The following is a 16,153-nucleotide window of genomic DNA, read 5'->3' as shown; positions in this document are numbered from 1 at the left end:
CTTCAGCTCTCAAGGATTGTGGGAGGCCGGGGTGCCATCGGATTCGAGTTCTAGTCGCGCCAGCAGGACAGAGTCCTTTGTTGGGCAAGCCCTCACCCACCTGGACGCCTCTGGCCGAGCACAAATGGTGGAAGTGGGACACAAGCCCATGGTTGCCCGCTTGGCCACTGCCCAAGGACAGGTACGCATGTCAGAAACGACTTTGCAGACCATCTTGGCCGGTCAAGGGCCCAAAGGGAATGTGGTGGAAACAGCCCGGCTGGCCGGGATCATGGCTGCCAAGCGCACCGCCGATCTGATCCCGCTGTGTCATCCTCTCCCCTTGAGCAGCGTCACCGTGGATCTGAATCCGGATCCCCATCTGCCCGGCTTTCTGATCACCGCTACAGTGAAAACCAACGCCCAAACAGGGGTGGAGATGGAGGCTTTGACAGCAGTTTCGGTGGCTGCCCTCACCCTATACGACATGACCAAGGCCTTGGAGAAGACGATGGTGATCGAACACATCCGGCTGTTGCGCAAGTATGGGGGGAAGTCTGGGCCTTTCGAGGCAGAGGATCGGGATAACGCCGAGAAATGCTGAAAGCTTTGCAACAACCAGAGAGGGGTGTTGGGATAGGGTTGCTGGTGGGAGTCGTGGTGCTGCTCTGGCCCATGCTGCGCCAGGGCTATCCCATGACTCACTCCACTCACTTCAACCTCAGTTGGGCCTTTCAGTATCAACGACAGTTTTTCGGCGGGCAGTTTTACCCCCGCTGGCTGGAGTATTCCAACTTCGGCTACGGCAATCCTACCTTTGCCTTTTACCCCCCTCTGTGCATGGTGGCCCCTCTGCCGTTTCGCCTGCTGGAGCTGGATATGCCCGGATCCCTGGTGGCCAGCATGGGCTTGGCGATGGCGGTCTTTGGCGCAGGGCTGTATGCCCTTCTCCGGCAACTTATCCCCTGGGCTTGGGCTCTGGTTTTGGCTCTGGCGGGTATGGCCGGCCCCTATTGGCTGGTGGATATTTATCAACGGGGGGCAATGGGGGAAGTGTGGGCCATTGCTGTCTCTCCCTGGATTTTCTGGGCCTCAGTCCAGGTGATCTGCCGGCCCCAGTCCCTTTGGCCGATTGTGGCCTTAGCCATTAGCTACGGCCTGTTGGCCCTATCTCACTTGCCCACTTTGCTGGTCTTTACGCTAACTTGGCTGCCTCTGCCTTGGGTGCTGGGCCGCTGGGATCCCCTCTGGCCCAGGGTGGGGCGCTGCTACTTGGGGTTTGGGCTGGGGCTGGGGTGGACGGCGTTTTATCTGCTGCCAGCCTTTTGGGATCAGCGCCTCATCCAGGTGGAGTTGGTGAATTTTGTCGAAGAGTACATGCCCCAACATCGCCTGATGCTGAGTGGGCTAACCCGGCTCCAGCCGCAACTGACGCAGCACTGGTTTGAAAGCGGCCTGGTGGGGTACTGGATCTGGATGGTGGCCGTTGTCTTGGGTGCTGGGATCCTGGTTTTCTGGGAATGGCTGGCCCGCAGGACAAGGGGGATGACCCCGATCCATTCCGTTCGCGCTGGCGAGACGGAGTCCTTTGATGCCTTGGGATCCCATGCTCCCCTGGCCAAAGCGATCCTGCTCTACAGCTTGGGGGCCAGCTTGGTGGCCCTGCTGATGATGACGGATTTGCTGGGTTGGCTCTACGAGTGGATTTTGCCCCTGCGGCGCATTCAGTTTTCTTGGCGCTGGATGGCGGTGACATCAGTAACGGTGCCCTGGCTGTTGGGATCCCTGGCCGCCTGGGGGTGGGGACAAAAGGGCTTGAGGATCCTCTTGATTGTGGGGATAGGTCTGGCCATGGGGATACAAAGCTGGCAGGGCTGGCAGGTCTTGTCCAGAGCCAGGTTTGACCCGCAAACCATCCAGACTTTTCAAGAGCTGTCTGCCGCTAAGCCATTTCCCAATGAGCCCCAGCAGCGACCGGGCATCGCTTTTCTTCACTGGCACTGGATCTTTCCCGATGGGCTGGCGCTGGTGGATGTGCTGGAGTACCGACCTCGCCAAGCAACCCTGCCCATGCCGCCCCCAGAGGTGGATCCGCTGCTGCGGTGGCAAGGCGACATGGTGAACTTTGGACGAGAACAAAGCGATCTGGAGCCACTGTTGGAAGTGGAGCAGTGGCGCTATGGCTACCGTCGTTTTCGGGCCGTTAACCCCACTGCTCAGGATCGATGGGTAGTCCTGCGCACGTTTTACTACCCTGCTTGGCGGGTACAGGTGGATGGTCGCCTCACATCTGCCGAGCACAATGGACTGGGGCTGTTGCAGGTGCGGATCCCGCCGGGGGATCATCGCGTGCAGGTGCGCTATCTGGGTACTGCAGCCGAGTGGATGGGGTGGATCTTGACCGGCCTGACGGGGGTGCTGCTGGTGAAGGTGCGGCGGCTGCTCCGCCTGCTGGGTTTGAACGGAGCGCGGAGACAAGAAACTCCAGAGGAGGTAACAGCATGCTGAGTCGCGTGGCCGATTCCATCTACTGGCTCAACCGCTACGTGGAGCGCGCCGAGAACATCGCCCGCTTCATCGATGTCAATCTCAACCTCATCCTAGACTTGCCCAGCGGTCCCGCTCAGCAGTGGGATCCCATCGTCTACACCACCGGGGATCAGGAGCTGTTTTACCAACGCTATGGCCAGGCAACCCAAGAAACAGTCATCCAGTTCCTGGCTTTTGATAGGGATTACCCCAACTCCATCCTTTCCTGTTTGCGGCTGGCGCGGGAAAATGCCCGCTCTGTGCGGGAGGTCATTTCTTCAGAAATGTGGGAGCGGGTCAACCGCTTTTATTTGATGGTCAAAGAAGCGGCTCAGCAAGGCCCCCACCTGAGTCAGCTCCATGATTTTTTCACGGAAGTGAAGCTGGCCAGTCACCTATTCGCCGGGGTGATGGATGCCACCATGACCCATGGGGAAGGATGGCATTTTGGCCAGATTGGCCGTCTTTTGGAGCGGGCGGACAAAACGGCGCGCATTTTGGATGTTAAGTATTTTATTTTGCTGCCCTCTCTGCAGTATGTGGGTACGGCTTTGGATGAGTTGCAGTGGATTGCTTTGCTGAAGTCGGCCAGTGCTTATGAAATGTACCGGAAATACAGCCGCCAGCACCGCATCAATCCCAGAGAGGTGGCCTCTTTCCTGATTTTGGATCGGCAATTTCCCCGCTCTATTCAGTTTTGTCTTATTCACGCAGATCGATCCCTGCACCAAATCACCGGCACCCCAGCCGATACCTGGCGGGATCCCAGCGAGCGAGCTTTGGGCCGCCTGCGTTCTGAGCTGGACTACCTAACCATCGACGACATTATGGAGCAGGGCTTACATGAGTTTCTCGACAAATTGCAGCTACAAATGAACCACGTTGGCGATTGCATCTACGAAACTTTCTTTGCCACTCGCCCCTTGCAACCGTCTGAATCCTCTCTACTCTCTCAACGTCAAGCCCAACTGACATGAACGGCCTCGACTCTAAATGCAACGAGAAAAACAGGACACCTGGCCAATTGGGCTGGATCGGCAGCCGACGGGAGTAGATGAGGCAGCCTTTATTGCCGCCAATGTCACACTGATCGGCGATGTCCATCTTTCGGAAGCGGTGAGCATTTGGTACGGGGCTATCCTGCGGGGGGATCTCTCGCCCATTGTCATTGGCCGCCGCAGCAATATCCAAGATGGAGCCATTCTGCACGGGGATCCCGGACAGCCGACCCTGGTTGGCGAGGAAGTGACCGTAGGCCATCGAGCGGTCATCCACAGTGCCCACATCGAGGGGGGATGTCTGATCGGGATTGGGGCCATTATCTTGAACGGGGTCACCATCGGGGCAGGCAGCATGGTGGGAGCTGGAGCAGTGGTCACCCGGTCTGTGCCACCCCACTCTTTGGCGGCGGGGATCCCGGCCAAGGTTATCCGCACCCTCACCGAGGAAGAGGTCGAGCAACTGCGCCTTCACGCCCAGCACTACGTGGATCTGGCGCTTCAGCATGCCAGCTGCCTTGGTCAGTGGAGCAGATGTTCGGGCGAGCGGCTCTGAACCTATTTTGCAAGCCGTCTCTCAACAGCCGGGATCCACACAGAGCACCCAGGTATCTTTGCTGCCGCCCCCCTGGGAGGAGTTCACCACCAGAGATCCCTTCTTGAGGGCGACGCGGGTCAGCCCCCCTGGGTGAACATAAATGTCCTTGCCATAGAGGATGTAGGGCCGCAAGTCCACATGACAGGGTTCTAGACGGGGGCCTTCTCCCCGATCCACCAAGGTGGGCACGCGAGAAAGGCACAGGGTGGGTTGGGCGATGTAGTTGCGCGGCTGGGCGCGGATTTTCTCGGCAAAAGCAGACCGCTCTGCCGGTGTAGCCTGGGATCCCATCAGCATGCCATAGCCGCCTGACTCGTTGGCTGCCTTCACCACCAGCTTGTCCAGGTTTTCCAGTACGTACGCCTGATCCTTAGGATCCCAGCAGAGGTAGGTGGGCACGTTGGGCAAAATGGCTTCCTCTCCCAGATAGTAGCGGATCATCTGGGGCACATAGGCGTAGATCACCTTGTCGTCCGCCACCCCCGTTCCCAAAGCGTTGGCGATCGCCAGCCGCCCCGACCGGTAGACCTCAAACAGGCCGGGTACCCCCAAGAGGGAATCAGGGCGAAAAGCAAGGGGATCGATGAAGTCATCGTCGATGCGGCGGTAGATCACATCCACCCGCTGCAGCCCCTTGGTGGTGCGCATTTGCAAATAGCCATCGGCCACCACCAGATCCCGCCCTTCCACCAGCTCCACCCCCATCTGCTGGGCGAGGAAAGAATGCTCGAAGTAGGCGGAGTTGTAGATGCCGGGGGTGAGCACCACCACCGTTGGATTGGCCAGTTGCGGCGGCGCCAGGTAGAGCAGAGTATCCAACAAGTGGCTGGGGTAATCGTCCACCGGGCGGATCCCCATGGTGTTGAACAGGGAGGGAAAGGTGCTTTTCATCACCCGCCGATTTTCCAGCACGTAGGAGATTCCCGACGGACAGCGCAGGTTATCTTCCAGCACGTACCAAGTTCCGTCCCGATCCCGCACCAAGTCGGTGCCGGTGACGTGGCACCAAATTCTCCCCGGTGGGTTGAGCCCCACACAGGGCCGCAGAAATCCCTTGGCCGTCTCGATCAGCTCGGCAGGGATCACCCCATCCTTAAGGATCTTCTGGTCGTGATAGACATCGTCGATGAACAGGTTGAGGGCGTGGATGCGCTGCTTGAGACCCTTCTCCAGCCGCTGCCACTCGGAAGCCGAGACGATGCGGGGAATGATGTCAAAGGGGAAAATTCGCTCCGTGCCCTGGCTATCGCCATAGACGTTGAAGGTTACCCCCATTTGAAAGAGGGCCGCCTGCGCCGCCGCTTGCCGCTGCTGCAGTTCCCCTTCTTCCAGAGAATGAATGCGCTCAATCAGCGGGATCGCCTCAGGACGGGGCTGGTTACGCCCCAAAAACAGCTCGTCGTAAAACCCCTCGCCCGGGTCGTAGGCATCAAAACGCACGTCTGGGATCCCTGGAACGCTATCATCTTCTTCTACTTCTTCTACTGTTGGCGGCTCTGGATCTGCATAGTGTGCTTTCAGCTACTTTTAGCCTGGTAAAAAGAAAGGACTCCGTCCCGCTGACGCGAAAGGACTCCGTCCCGCGAACAGTGGGTTGGCCAAACCAGGGGGGAGCTCTAGGGATCCGCCACCTCAAAGGCCCATAGCCCCCGCTCAGCAGGGATCCGGTGCAACCGTCCGCTGGGAAAACGCCGTTGCAGTTCTGCCCCTTGCTGATCCCATACCCACTCGTTCATGAACAGGGTAAACGGCGGTTCTAGGTCTTGGCCGGGCAACGTCTCTGGGGAAAAAACCTTCACCTCCTGCTCCGGCCCAGCAAAAAATTGAATCCAACTTTGCCAGTAGATAGGCTCTCCCCAGCTGAAATAGGGGTAGGCAGTGCTAGCCGCCAGATAGAAGCGGTAGTCGGGATCCATTTGGCGAGCTGCCACATAGCGCCCGGTGGCCCCCACATCGTTGCCCTGCGTCCAGCCTTTGTGGACAAAGTCTCCAAAAATGGCCAGGTTCCACCCCCCAATCAGCAGGATTGCCCCCGCCATCGCCGCCGCCGGCAGCCAACTCCCGGCCCGGGATCCCCAGCGTTCCAGGAGACCTGCCAGCACTTGGATCCCTTCCAAGGTTAGATAGGCTACAAAGGGCAGGATCACCAGCAGGCGGGTGTAGTTGGGGGCTTTGGTGATGGCCAAGCTAAACAGCAGGTAGAGAAATAGGAAGCTGCCGATACAGAGCCAGTCGTGGGGCTGGCTGCGCTTCTTGAAAAGGCGGTAGAGGCCGGATCCCAGCCCCAGCCAGATCAAAGCCCCCGTCAAGGGATCCACAAAAGCATGGCCGTAGTTGGGATAGATGTAGCCGCGGTCGTGCTGGCCGGGGTCGTTGAACATACTCAGGCCGTTGAAGATGTTGCGCCAGACCGCCTCCTCCGGGGTAGCCGCATTCACCCACATCTGCTGTAGGGCCCGCCCCTCCGGGAAAAAGAGAAATTGTTGGCGAGAGTACTCGGCGCTCACCGCAGGTGCTGTGACCGTGGCCACCAGAATGGGCCCAGCCACCAGAAAAAAACCCGACGCCGCCGGCACCGTCAGCTTAGCCAGGACCCAGAGGGGATTAGCTTGCTTGTTTTCTCCTCGGAGATCCTCCCGGCCCAGGAGCAGGTACAGAACTCCAAACAGCAACCCCAGCAGGATCACCACCCGCCCCGGCAAATAGCCGTAGAGGGAGAAAGCCGCCGCTCCTCCCCCCAGATAGAGCAACAGGGGGTTTTTCTCCCGCACCCCCTTCAAGATCAAGGCCAAGGCTGCACACTCTACCAAGACAATGAGGTTTTCCCGCATCGCCATACGGCTAATAGCCAGCAGGGCATGGTTGGATCCCAAGAGGGCTGCCCCGGCCAAGGCCAGACGGGATCCCCAAAATGCCCGAAAAAACCCGTAGGCCACCAGAATGGTGACGACCCCGAAGGCGGCATGTACCGTGCGCACATTGAGCAGCGTGACTCCCCCCATCAGCCGCGTCAGGCCGCCGAAGAGGCTGAACATGAAGCGGGGGAAATAGAAATACTCCGGCATCAGCCCAAAGATATCGGGATAGCGCACCCCTGAGGCGCGACGGGCCATGGAGGTGATCACAATCTCGTCAGTATTGATCTGAAAGGGGATGTTGGCCAGGTCGTAGAGGTAAATCGGGGCAAAGACCAACACCAACAGCCCCAGGTGCAACAGCTCCTGTTGCCAGCGCAGCCGCGTCGGATCCCAAGGGGGTTGAGCCGGGGAAAACTGCGCCCAATACAACCCCACCAGCAGGATGCTCAGCAGCCAGAGGCCAATCTGCAGCACGTGGTAGCCAAACACCCCGTACCAGAGGATCAGGGCTACCCCCAAGCCCAAGCCGGATCCCAGCAGGGGCAGATGCCGGGAGGTCATCACCCTATCCCAAACCGCCATAGAACCGATACGACTGGAATCAGGAACGAATCGATCCCTCTCAGCCTACCAGGCGCAAGATGCTCGACAAAACCAGAACTCAGTCAGCGCCTTCCCCCCTAGTCTTTCTCCCAAGGGGCGAGGGGAGATCAGAAAAGGTTGGAATCAAAACTTTGCCCCACCTGTTCTAGGGATCGCCAACAGGGATTCACAAAATCAATAACCCCGCATCGGCTCCGCCTCTGGCTCCAATTCCGGATCTATGAAGTTGGACGGATCGTAGAGGAAGCGGTTGACCTCGTCCTCAATGCGATAGATCTCGAAGGGCTCCAATTGTTTGCCAGTTCGCAAGGCCAGCAGGTAGCCATCCACCAGCAGACGTAGCTCATCGGTGCGCCGGTAGCCCCGCTGCCAGGTATCCACCAGAGCATCGGTCAAAGCCTGATAGTGCCGGATCAACTTTGGGTCTTGCAACATGGTGTTCCCTTGCCCTGCCTGTTTCTATCCTAACGTTTGGTGTCTCTTTGTAAGCGGGGATTGCGAACGGGATCCCGAAGCTTGGTCTCTTCTTGGCTTCAAGCCATGGGCAGGTGCAGCCGCGAAGGCGTCTCGCCACCGCTGCGGAGAGTGATGGTGAGAATGCGGGCCTCAATCAGCCGCTCTTCCCGCATTCCCGTGCCTGTGTTGACAGGATAGGCCGGAAAACAAGCCGCGCTAAGGCTGAGGCGCAAGGCGTGACCGCAAGGGATGCGAATACAGGTGGGCTGACAGGGAATCAGAATGGGGGTACTGGGCTGGGGATCCCGTAGGCGACAATAGCCTTGGGAAAAGTTATACACCTGCCCATCGGGCCTTACCACCGAGAGCACAGCGCAAAGATCGAAACTGGGGCTGTCGGCCTCCGCGTACACCTCCACAGCAATGTCCCCGACCAGAACCAGCTCGGCTTGCAGCGGCGGAGTGGTATAGGTCAGGACATCGGTGCGGCAGTCGAGGGCGGAGCGCTCTTGCGGCCCGGCAGGCTGAACTAGGTGGCCCCCCAAGGCCGGCACCGGTCGCCAGGGATCGTGAACAAACGTATCCGACTGTTGTGCAGGCGAGGGTTCAGGGCGAAGGGATCCCTCTGCTTCTGAAAGGGCAGCCAAGCCGGTGCTGTGTAGGTAAAAAGCTTTTGGCTCAGGGGTAGGCCAAGCATCAAAGCCGCGCCAGCGGTTGGATCCCATCTCGAACAGGCGTACCGGCGGCTCCTGGAGGATCCCTGTATCTTTGCCTTTGAGGAACTGGTCAAACCAGCGCACCTGCAGGCGATCGATGGGGCTGACAGCCTCTGGGCCGAAATCCAACGCCCCCACTTTGCGGCCCCAAGGGAGATGGGCCCAAGGGCCGATGATCAGGTATTGAGGGTTCTGGCTGCGGGCGCTCATTTCCTTGTAGAGGCGCAGGCTACCACTCAGGTAGCTGTCAAACCAGCCGGCAATGTGTAGCATCGGCAGATCCACCGCCTCTAGACGGGGAGAGAGCTTGCGCCAGTATTCATCCGGCTCACTGTGCTCCAGCCAGTCGAAGTAATAGGATTGGGGGGCATACTGCTGCAACACCCCCGGCTTGAGGGGGATAGGGTCGTAGAGGGGGAGATTGCGGGCAGCTTTCAAAAGCGCTTGGTAGGCATTGGCATCCCCCCTGAGACGCGCCCCTTCGGTCTCCAGTTGCAAGGCCCAACTGAGGTTGTTGTAGAAGGCAAAGGCCCCCCCTGGGTAAGCGGCATCGGCATAGAGATCGTAAGGCAGCATCGCCGGGCAGAGGGCCTTCAAAGCCGTCGGACGACTGGAAGCGGCATACAGCTGGGTCATGCCCTGATAAGAGAAGCCGTACATGCCCACTACGCCGTTGCTCCCCGGCAAGGCAGCCGCCCAATTGACGGCGTCAAACCCGTCTTCCACCTCATGGCGGAAAGGGTAGAAGGATCCCTTGGAAGTTCCCCGTCCGCGCACATCCTGGATGACCACAATGTACCCCTGGGCCGCATACCACCTGGGATGGGCATACACCACCGTCGAGGCAATGGCCCGCCCATAGGGCTGCCGCATCAGCAAAACCGGGTAGCTCCCCTCCCCTTGCGGGCGATAGACATCCGCGTCCAGTTGGATCCCGTCGCGGGTGAACATGGAAACAGTTTCGCGGGGGCGAACGGGCAACATGGCCTGGGTTGGGCTAGCGGATCTTGCCAAAGGGATACCAATCAAGGACAACCTAAGGGATCCCTGGGTGGATTCTTCCTAAGATAAAACAGAAGCCCTTATGAGAGGGAGAAACTCCCACCAGAGTTTGAGCCCCTTCCCTGGTATTGCCCTTGATCTCCGGCCTGCTGGCGCAAGCGCGGCCTCTCCCAGACCCCTTTTTTTGGGAAACTGAGAATCTGAGAAAAGATTTATTTATTTCGGAGTACCCCCGACCTTCCAACTTCCACAGCTTCCAGAGCCTCTGAGGCCTAAGCCTCAGCAAGTGCCCTTCTCCAGCCTCCCGACAGCACCTGCAAATCCTCCTCATCCAAGTCCGCAGGAGTACCGGATCGGATGAGCTCGGCAAAATCTTCGTTGGGCACCATGAAGCAGAGGGCGTAGAGGCGGCCTGGGCCGGTGTTGCGGATTTCATGCACGCCTGTTGGCGGAACCAAAATGCTGTCTCCGGTTTTGATGGGAGCAGCTTTTCCATCGCAAATGGCCATGCCCTCACCCTTGAGGATAAAGAACATCTCTACAGCCATTTGATGGCGGTTGGGAGGGGTTTTGCCTCCCTCATCGAAGATCTCCACACAAAAGGTTAGAGAAATCTGAGCATGAGAAGGATCGAACACGATGGCCAGGCGATTGGTATCGTGGGGGCTGATGCGAAAAGCCTGATAATCGGCAGGGGTTTTAACAATTGGAATCACGCAGCGGGAAAGCGTTTGCATCCGGATCCTCCGCTCAAGAGATGAGGGGTGAATAGTGGGCAAGTGCTAACAGGGGAGAGCCGCGAGCAAATCTGAGGAGGAGGCGACAAAGCCAAAGCACTGCTTGACGTTGTAGAGGGTAGCTAGCAAACAGTATTCAGGAGAGGTGGTGGCGGCGCAGTCTTCCAGCAAAATGCAGTCGTAGCCGAGGAAATTGGCATCTTGCAGCGTGGTCATGACGCACTGGTCGATGTTCACGCCGGCAAAAAAGAGGGTGGTGCGCCCCAGGTTTCTGAGAATGCTATCGAGAGGGGTATCCCAAAAGCCGCTCATGCGGAACTTGTCCACCCAGATATCCTCGGGTTTGACTTCCAACTCCTCCACTACGGACGCACCCCAACTGCCGTGAGTGAGAACCAGAGACCCGTTCTTGGGCAAGGGATCCCCGAGTCCCACCCCTTCTCCGGTGGGGTTGTACACATGTCGCAAGCCGGCGCTGATGTTGAGCAAGTCAGGGCGATTGCCCCAGTTCACCCACACAATCGGCACTTGAGCTTGTCGCAGGCGCGGCAACAGGGTTTTCAGAGGGCCGATGGGAGCCCGCGCCGGTGTGACATCGACGCCGATGCTGGCCAGCCAACCGTCGGGGTGACAAAAGTCGTTTTGCATGTCGATCACCAGCAGCGCCGCTTTGGCCAGATCCAAGCGCAGGGTTTTGCTGGAGGTGGGCAGCAGGATGGGCCGGGGATCCAAGGGCGGACGGGTGATGTCGGCCATTTCGGCATTCACGGCCCAAGCATTGGGAGGGATCCCAAGGGTCTTCAAGGGGCGATTGGGAGTGCTCATGGATTCTCCGCTCGCGTCGCGCAGCAGTGGGATCAGGTGGGGCGGATGACTCACAACTACGCTCGACCTTAATGCACAGCCAACCTCACTTTGGAATCGTAGGCTACACTTTCTCACCTTATTGACGCATGGGATCCCCCAGGGTCAGTCGATAGGGGCTGAGATGGAGATCAGGAGAAGAAAAACCGAGGAGATTTCCGAAAAGCTGCCCAGGGATCCCTCCCTGCACGCTATGCTGTAGAAACTTGAAATGATTATGTAGAAGCATGAGCATCCTGCGGCAATATATCTTTCCCGCTCTCATCCTGCTGGTGTTTCTGTTTACCCTGGTGGTGGTGAGCATTCGCTCGTTTCTGCCGGAGGATATGGCCCAGCCTGCCCCTCTAGAAGAAGCGACGCCTGTGGCCCTTTCTGCAAATGCCTGAGGATGGCTGAACAAGGGATCCCTTTGCCTGTGGGTTATCGTTGGCGCATCGGTTCAGCCTGGGATCGGCCCTGGGTGCGACGAGGATTGCAGGCCACGTTGCAGGAATCTTTTCCAGAGCAAAGCAACTGGGATCACCTAGAAGAGACGCTGGATCGCCTCTTCGACCCACCCCGCACCCCCTGCTGGTGGATCTTGAAAGAAGAAACTGCAGAGCCGGTGGGCTGTGTTTGGGCCGGCATCTCCACCGATCAAGCCACCCATCGGCGGGTAGCCTACATTTTTCTGCTCTGGGTGGATCCCGCCCATCGCCGGCAGGGCCTGGGCAGAGCTTTGATGCAACAGGTGGAACGCTGGGGATCCCAGCAGCAGCTAGCTGCCATTACCCTGCAGGTTTACCATCACAACCAAGCCGCCCTCCATTTCTATCAGCAGGCCCACTTTGCTGTACAAGGCTACTGGTTGTACAAGCCGCTCAGCCCCGCGCCCATAGACGCGCATGTAGAAGAGCATGAATACAAAGGTCATGAAGTTTTGTGAATAAGCCGGGATCCGCTCTCAGTTGCTCCTTTGATGAAAGCGTGATGAAAACGATGGCATCGACCGGAGGGAAAGCCCATGTCCAGACCTGTCAAACTCAGTGAAGCTGAAGTCCAAGCCAAGCTGGAAAATCTGCCGGGCTGGTCTTTGCAGGATGGGAAGCTGCATCGTCAATTTCAGTTTCGCTCCTTTGTCGAAGCCTTTGGCTGGATGAGCAGTGTGGCCTTGGTGGCCGAGAGCATGGGGCACCATCCCGAATGGACCAATGTCTACAACCGCGTGCGCGTGCATCTTACCACCCACGATGCCGGGGGCATTACAGAACTGGACTTTACCCTGGCGCAACGCATGAACGAGCTGGCCGGCTGAACGCTTTCTCAGTACCTAACTCTAGGGATCCCTCAAAGCCGGCTTGGCAGAGGATCCCCATTTTGTCGCTGCCTCAAAGTTGTGTTGGATTGTGTTGGGAGCTGTGTCGGTCTGATAGACTAAGCCTAAGGTTAAGAAATGATAATTTTATGAACGTGCTGGTTGTGGGGGCGACGGGAACGCTGGGCCGTCAGGTGGTGCGCCGAGCCATCGAAGAAGGACATCAAGTCACCTGTCTGGTGCGAAATCCGGCAAAGGCTGCTTTCTTGAGTGAATGGGGCGCTCACCTGAAGGTGGGAAATCTGCTTCAGCCCAGCACCCTCAACTCCGCGATGGAAGGCATCGAGGCGGTGATCGACTGTGCCACGGTGCGGGTGACCGATACCCTCAGCGCCCGTCAGGTGGACTGGGATGGCAAAGTTGCCCTGATCAATGCAGCCCGAGCTGCCCAGGTGAAGCATTTTATCTTTTTCTCCATTATGGGTGCTCACCACGAGTACCCCAACGTGCCCCTGATGAATTTCAAGCATCACATTGAGAAGTATTTGGTTGGATCCCAGATGCCCTACACCATTTTCCGGCCAGCGGGCTTTATGCAGGGGTTGATCGGCCAGTACGCCATCCCCATCTTGGAAGAACAAATCGTCTGGGTAACCGGCGAGGGCATGCCAACGGCCTACCTAGACACCCTAGATGCAGCCCGGTTTGCGGTGCGAGCTCTCACTGTAGAAGCTGCCAAGCAGCAAATCTTTCCCTTGGTGGGGCCCAAGGCTTGGACGGCTCGAGAAGTCATTGCCTTGTGCGAGCAGCTATCCGGCAAAAAGGCCAAAGTCAGCACCATGCCGCTGGGACTGCTGAGAGGGGCGCGCAAGGTGGCGCAGTTCTTTCAGTGGAGCTGGAACATTGCCGACCGGCTGGCCTTCGTCGAGGTGATTGCTGCCAAAGAACCCATGCACGCCGATATGACGCCTGTATGCGAAACCCTGGGGATTGAACTGGCCTCTCTGACCTCTCTTGAGGACTACCTGGCGGAGTATTTCCAGAAGATGTTGAAACGGATTCGCGAGCTGAAGGTCAAGCAACCCAAAGTCAAAACGCCCTTCTAGGTCGTTGTTCTCAGTCTTCTCGGCAATTTCACAGCAGCTTGAGCAGCAACCTTGGGAGAAGGGGTGGACGGGGTCGTGTTTGCGTAAGCGGATGCCATAGCCCCAACTACTGGGATGAACTCCCAGACACTTCCCAGACGCTTTTTATTGACACTGCGCCATATTCAAGTTGGCGGAGATCAACCCGTACCATAACACAAAGCCGCTCTGTCGCGACAGCGGGCCGTAGGCCTTCGCTTTGGCGGTGCGGAGCGCTAAACCCAGTTTTCTTGATCATTCCCTGTGTCCAAACAATCGCAAATCCTTAGGTTCCCAAGGGGTTCATTTCCATCTACGCTTTAGAGAGTGAGGGGGTGACAACGACAGAGGTTATTCTGCTCCCCCTGCTTGAACTATAGATTTTTGTCTATAGTTTTTATCGGAAAGTTCAATTTTTGTCTATCTCGGTTCGCAGCTAAGATGCTGCTTAAGATTTTTTACAGGATCTCAGCAAGTGTTCCAGTTTGGCCAAGATCCCTGGCCGAAGGAGGATTATGAGCTTGAACGGGCTGGTCACAACTGCATGGCTGATTCCCCTCTACGCCTTGGTGGCGTGGGCGGGAGCGCTGATCTGGTCCCCAGGAATCACCCGGCGCACGGGACCACGTCCGGCAGGTTATCTGAATGCGCTCTTGACGTTGATGGCCTTCCTGCACAGCGTGGGGGCGCTGGTGGCAATTTGGGATCAGCCGGCGCAGGTCATTCGGTTGCCCTGGCTACAGGTGGGGGATCTGATGTTAGAGCTGCCGCTGCAGGTGTCATCGGTAACTCTGGGGGCCTGCGCTGTGGTGACGGGGCTGAACCTGGTGGCCCAGATCTACGGCTTTGGCTACATGGAAATGGACTGGGGCTGGGCGCGGTTTTTCTCCCTGCTGGGCCTGTTTGAGGGGGGGATGTGTGCCTTGGCTTTGTGCGACTCCCTCTTTTTCAGCTACGTGATCCTGGAGATTTTGACCCTGGGCACTTACCTGTTGGTGGGCTTTTGGTTCAACCAATCGCTGGTGGTGACGGGAGCGCGGGATGCTTTTTTAACCAAGCGCATCGGCGACCTGTTGCTCTTGATGGGGGTAATCGCCATCTATCCCCTGACCGGCTCCTGGGAGTTTGAGGATTTGGCGGCCTGGGCAGAGGCGGTGCAGGCAGGATCTGTCACTGTGGATCCCACCCTGCTGGCCCTGGTAGGGCTGGGGTTGCTGGCCGGCCCCGTAGGCAAGTGTGCCCAATTTCCTCTGCACCTGTGGCTGGATGAGGCGATGGAAGGGCCGATCCCCTCGACGATCTTGCGCAATGCGGTGGTGGTGGGCACAGGGGCCTGGGTGTTGATTCGCCTGCAACCCCTCTACGAGCTTTCCCCAACAGTGCTAAGGGTGATGCTAACCATCGGCGGCTTGACAGCGGTGGGGGGATCCCTAGTGGCCTTGGCCCAGATCGATGCCAAGCGGGCCCTGTCTTATCTGGTGAGCGCCTACATGGGCTTGATCTTTGTGGCGGTGGGCACCGGTCATCCCCAGCAAGCCTATGGGTTGCTGCTGACCTATGCGCCCGCGATGGCCCTGTTGGTGATGGCGCTGGGCATGGTGATCTGGAACAGCATTACCCAGGATCTGCGCTATCTAGGAGGCTTGTGGTCGCGGCGCCCTATCTCGGGGCTGTGCTTCTTGACCGGGATGGCTGGAATCATCGCTTTGCCTCCCTTCGGCTCCTTTTGGGTGCTGACGGATCTCTGGCAGCAGTTGGTGCAACCGGGGCAGGGGTTGTGGGCGGCAGTTGTGCTGGTTACCAATGCGGTGACGGCGCTGGGGCTAACGCGGGTATTTGGCCTTGTTTGGGGGGGCAAACCGCAGCAGATGAGCGAGCGCTCGCCAGAGGTGCATTGGCCGATGACGTTGCCTAGCACCGCCATGATGGGGGTAACGCTGCACATGCCCATGATCCTAGCGGCACTAGGTCTGATTCCCGCTCTGGAAGGGATCCCTGTTGGGGTAATGACGGGATCCAGCTTGACAGGCATTGCCTTGGGAGCCTGGCTGTATCTGCGTCCGCAGCGGCAGCCGGTGGACTGGGCCTTCTTGGCCGACTGGCAGGATTTGTTGGCCAACGACTTCTACACCCCCAAGCTCTACCGGGCCAGTGTGGTGTTTGCGGTACGCATCATCTCTGAGGTTACAGCCTTGTTCGACCGCTATGTGGTAGACGGCTTGGTAAATTTGACCAGCTTGGCGGTATTGGCGGGTGGACAGGTTTTGAAATACACCACCTCTGGCCAGTTGCAAGCCTACGTGCTGACGATTGTGGTGGGGGTGGCCCTGCTGGGCTGGCTGATTCTCTAGGCTTGGGCAAGGTAGCGGGACGGAGTCCTTAGATAAAGAGGGAA

15 protein-coding genes are annotated in these 16,153 nt (G+C 58.3%); 9 read left to right on the top strand and 6 right to left on the bottom strand.

The annotated features are described in order from the left end of the window. Positions 1-31 precede the first annotated feature (31 nt). Genes moaC through ACVWXW_RS07890 form a run of 4 tightly spaced genes read left to right on the top strand, consistent with a single transcriptional unit; the run spans position 32 to position 4,062 of the window. Complete coding sequence (gene moaC, locus ACVWXW_RS07905; RefSeq protein WP_457403441.1) at positions 32-583, top strand: cyclic pyranopterin monophosphate synthase MoaC; 552 nt, start codon at positions 32-34, stop codon at positions 581-583. Further along, the gene (locus ACVWXW_RS07900; protein WP_457403440.1) at positions 577-2,487 is read left to right on the top strand and encodes a hypothetical protein; all 1,911 of its coding nucleotides are present in this window, start codon (positions 577-579) and stop codon (positions 2,485-2,487) included. Before moaC ends, ACVWXW_RS07900 begins: the two co-directional genes overlap by 7 nt. After that, a complete protein-coding gene (locus tag ACVWXW_RS07895) occupies positions 2,481-3,485 on the top strand; it encodes an alpha-E domain-containing protein (RefSeq protein ID WP_011434401.1) in 1,005 nt (334 codons plus the stop codon). Before ACVWXW_RS07900 ends, ACVWXW_RS07895 begins: the two co-directional genes overlap by 7 nt. A 16-nt stretch (positions 3,486-3,501) precedes the next feature. Beyond that, positions 3,502-4,062, top strand: coding sequence for a gamma carbonic anhydrase family protein (locus tag ACVWXW_RS07890; protein ID WP_457403438.1), 561 nt, complete (start codon positions 3,502-3,504; stop codon positions 4,060-4,062). Positions 4,063-4,083: 21 nt separating this feature from the next. Here the strand turns inward: ACVWXW_RS07890 and ACVWXW_RS07885 are convergent, their stop codons facing one another. The 6 genes from ACVWXW_RS07885 to ACVWXW_RS07860 form a co-directional block, all read right to left on the bottom strand. Further along, positions 4,084-5,544 (bottom strand): circularly permuted type 2 ATP-grasp protein, encoded by a 1,461-nt coding sequence (locus ACVWXW_RS07885; RefSeq protein WP_457383988.1) that lies wholly within the window; start codon positions 5,542-5,544, stop codon positions 4,084-4,086. A gap of 176 nt (positions 5,545-5,720) precedes the next feature. After that, complete coding sequence (locus tag ACVWXW_RS07880) at positions 5,721-7,523, bottom strand: glycosyltransferase family 39 protein (RefSeq protein WP_457403437.1); 1,803 nt, start codon at positions 7,521-7,523, stop codon at positions 5,721-5,723. Between the two features lie 216 nt (positions 7,524-7,739). Then, positions 7,740-8,000 carry a DUF6761 family protein gene (locus ACVWXW_RS07875; protein WP_011434405.1) on the bottom strand — a complete coding sequence of 87 codons (261 nt, stop codon included), beginning with the start codon at positions 7,998-8,000 and terminating at the stop codon, positions 7,740-7,742. Positions 8,001-8,098: 98 nt separating this feature from the next. Further along, positions 8,099-9,721, bottom strand: coding sequence for a CocE/NonD family hydrolase (locus tag ACVWXW_RS07870; RefSeq protein ID WP_457403457.1), 1,623 nt, complete (start codon positions 9,719-9,721; stop codon positions 8,099-8,101). A 290-nt stretch (positions 9,722-10,011) separates the two neighbouring features. Next, positions 10,012-10,476 (bottom strand): cupin domain-containing protein, encoded by a 465-nt coding sequence (locus ACVWXW_RS07865; protein WP_457403436.1) that lies wholly within the window; start codon positions 10,474-10,476, stop codon positions 10,012-10,014. Between the two features lie 45 nt (positions 10,477-10,521). Continuing rightward, positions 10,522-11,301 carry a cysteine hydrolase family protein gene (locus ACVWXW_RS07860; protein ID WP_457403456.1) on the bottom strand — a complete coding sequence of 260 codons (780 nt, stop codon included), beginning with the start codon at positions 11,299-11,301 and terminating at the stop codon, positions 10,522-10,524. 266 nt (positions 11,302-11,567) lie between these two features. On the opposite strand from ACVWXW_RS07860, the gene ACVWXW_RS07855 reads away from it, so the two are divergent. The 5 genes from ACVWXW_RS07855 to ACVWXW_RS07835 all read left to right on the top strand — a co-directional run bounded on the left by ACVWXW_RS07855 (position 11,568) and on the right by ACVWXW_RS07835 (position 16,109). Beyond that, positions 11,568-11,726 (top strand): hypothetical protein, encoded by a 159-nt coding sequence (locus ACVWXW_RS07855; RefSeq protein WP_011434410.1) that lies wholly within the window; start codon positions 11,568-11,570, stop codon positions 11,724-11,726. 2 nt (positions 11,727-11,728) lie between these two features. Then, a complete protein-coding gene (locus ACVWXW_RS07850; RefSeq protein ID WP_011434411.1) occupies positions 11,729-12,265 on the top strand; it encodes a GNAT family N-acetyltransferase in 537 nt (178 codons plus the stop codon). Positions 12,266-12,343: 78 nt separating this feature from the next. Then, complete coding sequence (locus ACVWXW_RS07845; protein ID WP_099884075.1) at positions 12,344-12,634, top strand: 4a-hydroxytetrahydrobiopterin dehydratase; 291 nt, start codon at positions 12,344-12,346, stop codon at positions 12,632-12,634. A gap of 149 nt (positions 12,635-12,783) precedes the next feature. Then, positions 12,784-13,740 (top strand): NAD(P)H-binding protein, encoded by a 957-nt coding sequence (locus ACVWXW_RS07840; protein ID WP_457403434.1) that lies wholly within the window; start codon positions 12,784-12,786, stop codon positions 13,738-13,740. Positions 13,741-14,273: 533 nt separating this feature from the next. Then, on the top strand, positions 14,274-16,109 hold the full coding sequence (locus ACVWXW_RS07835; RefSeq protein ID WP_457403433.1) for an NAD(P)H-quinone oxidoreductase subunit F: 1,836 nt from the start codon (positions 14,274-14,276) through the stop codon (positions 16,107-16,109). Positions 16,110-16,153 lie beyond the last annotated feature (44 nt).

It is taken from the genome of Thermostichus sp. MS-CIW-30 (assembly GCF_054058015.1).
This window is presented reverse-complemented; position numbering and strand designations above follow the sequence as displayed.

Excerpts from the sequence above, each read along its gene's own strand:
- ACVWXW_RS07900 (WP_457403440.1), top strand. The coding sequence starts at position 577 with ATGCTGAAAGCTTTGCAACAACCAGAGAGGGGTGTTGGGATAGGGTTG.
- ACVWXW_RS07895 (WP_011434401.1), top strand. The coding sequence starts at position 2,481 with ATGCTGAGTCGCGTGGCCGATTCCATCTACTGGCTCAACCGCTACGTG.
- ACVWXW_RS07890 (WP_457403438.1), top strand. The coding sequence starts at position 3,502 with ATGCAACGAGAAAAACAGGACACCTGGCCAATTGGGCTGGATCGGCAG.
- ACVWXW_RS07880 (WP_457403437.1), bottom strand. The coding sequence starts at position 7,523 with ATGACCTCCCGGCATCTGCCCCTGCTGGGATCCGGCTTGGGCTTGGGG.
- ACVWXW_RS07875 (WP_011434405.1), bottom strand. The coding sequence starts at position 8,000 with ATGTTGCAAGACCCAAAGTTGATCCGGCACTATCAGGCTTTGACCGAT.
- ACVWXW_RS07870 (WP_457403457.1), bottom strand. The coding sequence starts at position 9,721 with ATGTTGCCCGTTCGCCCCCGCGAAACTGTTTCCATGTTCACCCGCGAC.
- ACVWXW_RS07865 (WP_457403436.1), bottom strand. The coding sequence starts at position 10,476 with ATGCAAACGCTTTCCCGCTGCGTGATTCCAATTGTTAAAACCCCTGCC.
- ACVWXW_RS07860 (WP_457403456.1), bottom strand. The coding sequence starts at position 11,301 with ATGAGCACTCCCAATCGCCCCTTGAAGACCCTTGGGATCCCTCCCAAT.
- ACVWXW_RS07855 (WP_011434410.1), top strand. The coding sequence starts at position 11,568 with ATGAGCATCCTGCGGCAATATATCTTTCCCGCTCTCATCCTGCTGGTG.
- ACVWXW_RS07850 (WP_011434411.1), top strand. The coding sequence starts at position 11,729 with ATGGCTGAACAAGGGATCCCTTTGCCTGTGGGTTATCGTTGGCGCATC.
- ACVWXW_RS07845 (WP_099884075.1), top strand. The coding sequence starts at position 12,344 with ATGTCCAGACCTGTCAAACTCAGTGAAGCTGAAGTCCAAGCCAAGCTG.
- ACVWXW_RS07840 (WP_457403434.1), top strand. The coding sequence starts at position 12,784 with ATGAACGTGCTGGTTGTGGGGGCGACGGGAACGCTGGGCCGTCAGGTG.
- ACVWXW_RS07835 (WP_457403433.1), top strand. The coding sequence starts at position 14,274 with ATGAGCTTGAACGGGCTGGTCACAACTGCATGGCTGATTCCCCTCTAC.